The sequence below is a fragment of the Paracoccus sp. (in: a-proteobacteria) genome (assembly GCF_032007265.1).
Lineage (GTDB): Bacteria > Pseudomonadota > Alphaproteobacteria > Rhodobacterales > Rhodobacteraceae > Paracoccus.
The window spans coordinates 1-3,725 of the sequence record NZ_DALZMB010000028.1 but is presented as its reverse complement, the minus strand read 5'-3'; the positions used below and the strand labels follow the sequence as shown (position 1 = coordinate 3,725).

Here is a 3,725-nt window from a genome sequence, read left to right as displayed (position 1 = left end):
TTTGCACCGGCCGGCGCGACTTTGCGTGAATATCAGACCCAGGACGAGGCCAATAATGACCTGGTCGCAGGTCGCATCGATGCGATCGAGGCGGATGATATTGCGATGAAGGACTTCCTGAATACCGAGGCAGGCAAGGCTTGCTGCGATATGAAGGGAACGGTTGTCGATGATCAGGATGTGCTGGCGGATGGCGCGGGCATTGGGCTGCGCAAATCCGATACCGAGCTGAAGGAAAAGTTGAACACCGCGATCAAAGGTATTCGCGCCAATGGCAAATATGCCGAATTCAACAAAAAGTACTTCGACTTCGATATTTTCGGAGATTGAGCGGGACTTTCTAAGAAAATCCGGCGCGCGCCAACAGTAATGGTGCGCGCCACGATCACCGAACGGCAGAGGGCAAGATGGCAGTAATCGATTGGGGGCTTCTTGCCCTATCGCCTCCGGGGTGGGGCGGGGTTCTTTTGACTGGCTTTCTGCGCTCGATCCAGATCGCGGTTGGCGGCTATGCGCTGGGTCTGGTTCTGGGGGTCGGCGGGGCAATGGGCAAGCTCTATGGCGGCCCATTGATCCGCGATCTGATGGAGATCTACACCACCGTGGTTCGCGCGGTGCCCGAACTGGTCCTGATCTTGATCCTTTACTATGCGGGGACCGATCTTTTGAACCAGTTGATGGCCGTTCTCGGGCGCGGATCTGTTGATATTTCCGGTCTGGCGGCCGGTATTTTTGTGATCGGCATCGTGCAGGGCGCCTATTCGACCGAGGTGATCCGGGGTGCGATCAAATCCATCTCGCCGGGGCAGATCGAGGCCGCCCGCGCCTATGGCATGTCTCCCGGCAAGGTTTTGCGTCGTGTGACTTTGCCTGCAATGCTGCCCTTTGCCATACCCGGTCTGGCCAATCTCTGGCTGATCGCGACCAAGGATACGGCGCTTTTGGCGGTGGTGGGTTTCAGCGAATTGACGCTGGTGACGCGACAGGCTGCGGGCGCGACGAAACATTACCTGCTGTTCTTTTTCGCGGCGGGGGTGCTGTATTTGATCCTGACCTTGGTCTCCAATGTCATCATTCGCCAGATTGAACGCCGCGCGCGCCGTGGAATTGCCGAGGCCCGCGCATGAGCGATCTTGATCCCCGTGCTGCAACCGCCCCCGGCTTTGATGAGGCTCGCGCCGATCTGATCCACCCCCCTGGACCAAGCGCGCTTCCGGATGCGCCCGAGCCCTGGCTTAAGCCCCATCGCATCGTTTTGATGCTTATTGCGGCATTGGGCTTTGGCTTGGTGGTTCACTACGGCCAATGGTATTGGCTGGCGGAATATCAGCACCTTCTTTGGAAGGGGCTATTGGTCACGCTGGGAATGCTGGTTTCGACCGTCGTTTTGGGTTTTGTTCTGGCCGTTCCCCTTGGGCTGGTTCAGGTAACTGGACCGCTATGGCTTGCGGTTCCGGCCAAAGCCTTTTGCACGACCATCCGCGGCACACCGCTTTTGTTGCAGCTTTGGCTTCTTTATTACGGCTTGGGCTCGCTTTTCCCCATGATTCCGGGGCTGCGCGGTTCGTTTTTGTGGCCCTATCTGCGCGAGGCCTGGCCCTATGGGGTTGCAGCTTTGACGCTGTCTTTTGCAGCCTATGAGGCCGAGGTCATGCGTGGTGCCTTTGCCGGCGTTCCCTCGGGTGAATTGCAGGCGGGGCGGGCGTTTGGCATGGGGCGGTTCAAGCTGTTCTGGCGCATTTGGTTGCCGCGTGCCCTGCATCGCGCTTTGCCCACATTGAATGGCGAAACGGTCTTGCAACTGAAATCCACCCCTTTGGTCGCAACGATCACCGTGGTCGATCTTTACGGCGTGATTTCGCGGGTGCGCTCGAACACGCTTCTGACCTATGAGCCGCTGCTGCTTTTGGCGCTGATTTACTTTCTGCTGACTGCGATCCTTGTTGTGATCTTCCGTTTCTTTGAAAACCGTATTCCGACCAAAGGTGTCTGACCATGAGGCTGATCTCTCCCCAAGATATCGTCGCGCTGGACGAATTCATCGCCCTGCGTCGCGATCTGCACGCCCATCCTGAACTGGGATTGGAAGAGGAGCGGACCTCGGATCTGGTCGCGCGTGAACTGGAAGGTTACGGCTATGAGGTGACGCGCGGTCTGGCCAAGACCGGGCTGGTCGGGACTTTGCGTTGCGGCTCTGGCAATCGCGCCATCGGTCTGCGCGCTGATATGGATGCCCTGCCCATTATCGAGGAAACTGGTGCAAGCTATGCCAGCAAGACATCGGGCTTGATGCATGCCTGTGGCCATGACGGCCATACAGCGACCCTTTTGGCAGCGGCGCGGACTTTGGCCGAGCGGCAGAATTTCGACGGCACCCTACATTTGATTTTCCAGCCCGCCGAAGAGAACTGGGGCGGCGCGAAGATCATGGTGGAAGAGGGCATCTTTGATCAATTCCCCTGCGATGCAGTCTTTGGCATGCATAATGATCCCAGCCTGCCTTTCGGCCAGTTCACCTTTCGCGATGGGCCGATTATGGCGGCGGTGGATGAATGCTATATCACGGTTCAGGGCAATGGCGGCCATGGTTCGACACCCGAGCTGACCTCGGATCCGATCGTGGCCGGAGCCTCGATCGTGATGGCGCTGCAATCCATCGTCTCGCGAAACATCGCAGCCCTTGACCCGGCCGTCGTGACGGTTGCGGCCTTTCATGGCGGGACTGTCAGCAATATCATCCCCTCGACTGCGCAAATCGTCGTCGGAATTCGTAGTTTCAGCCCCAGCGTGCGCGACGAGATCGAGCGGCGCATTCGCCTGATCGCGGCGGCTCAGGCCGAAAGCTATGGTATGAGCGCGACGGTTGACTATCGGCGCAGCTATGATGCCACGATCAACCACGAAGCCGAGACTGCCTTTGCGCGCGATCTTTCGCGCCAGATGTGGGGAGAGGCGCTGACCGTCGATTTCGACCGCCCGATGATGGGGAGCGAGGATTTCGGCTATATGTTGGTCGAAAAGCCCGGCAGCTACTTTTTCATCGGTACGGCAAAGGGTCCAGATGACCCCGGCCTGCATCACCCAAAGTTTGATTTCAACGATGATGCGCTGGCCCTTGGCGCGGCTTTTTGGGTCAATCTTGCCGAAACCTATCTGTCGCGCGATCAGGTTTAGCCCATCTGGTCCAAATGAGGGCCAAGCGATTGAACGCTATTTGAATACCCATGGAGCGGGCCAGCATGTCAGTCTTTTGACCGTCAAGCTGGCCCGGTCTTGTTCGTGAATAAACGACGCCCCTCGATCTGTCGCATCATCGGGGCCCGGACCCCGCTAAGGCCCTTGCCACAGGTCAATCGGGGCCACTGGCTTTGCTGGCCCGCTTTTGCGACACGCGATGACTATGGCCCGATCAAGCGGTGGTTGTGCCGTCATAAATGATGCGGCCACCACAGATCGTCATGGCTATGCCCATCTGGGGGATCTGTGCGGGTTCGACCGCCTCGATATCGCCCCCCAGCATGACCAGATCGGCGGCAAGGCCGGCGCGCAGCATACCCGTCAGATGCTCACGATGCGCGGCCCGCGCGCCGCCGGCGGTATAGGCGTGCAGAACCTCGCTCAAGGACAGCTTTTCATCGCGGGCACCGTCATAGGTCGGGCGCGTCAGCGCTGCAGCGATCCCGCGCAAGACCGAGACATCTGCCACGGGCCAATCGCTAGAAAAC

At 58.8% G+C, this 3,725-nt stretch carries 5 protein-coding genes; 4 read left to right on the top strand and 1 reads right to left on the bottom strand.

The window, feature by feature from the left end; all coding sequences use genetic code 11:
* From RTS12_RS08090 to RTS12_RS08075, 4 genes are all read left to right on the top strand, one after another.
* The coding region (locus RTS12_RS08090; RefSeq protein ID WP_312527260.1) for a transporter substrate-binding domain-containing protein at positions 1-330 on the top strand (330 nt) is incomplete at its 5' end.
* A 77-nt stretch (positions 331-407) separates the two neighbouring features.
* On the top strand, positions 408-1,127 hold the full coding sequence (locus tag RTS12_RS08085) for an ABC transporter permease (RefSeq protein ID WP_312527259.1): 720 nt from the start codon (positions 408-410) through the stop codon (positions 1,125-1,127).
* Between the two features lie 131 nt (positions 1,128-1,258).
* On the top strand, positions 1,259-1,993 hold the full coding sequence (locus tag RTS12_RS08080; RefSeq protein ID WP_312527311.1) for an ABC transporter permease subunit: 735 nt from the start codon (positions 1,259-1,261) through the stop codon (positions 1,991-1,993).
* 2 nt (positions 1,994-1,995) lie between these two features.
* On the top strand, positions 1,996-3,174 hold the full coding sequence (locus RTS12_RS08075; protein ID WP_312527257.1) for a M20 aminoacylase family protein: 1,179 nt from the start codon (positions 1,996-1,998) through the stop codon (positions 3,172-3,174).
* Between the two features lie 235 nt (positions 3,175-3,409).
* Here RTS12_RS08075 and RTS12_RS08070 read toward each other — a convergent pair.
* On the bottom strand, positions 3,410-3,725 hold a 316-nt coding region (locus tag RTS12_RS08070; protein ID WP_312527255.1), incomplete at its 5' end, for an amidohydrolase family protein.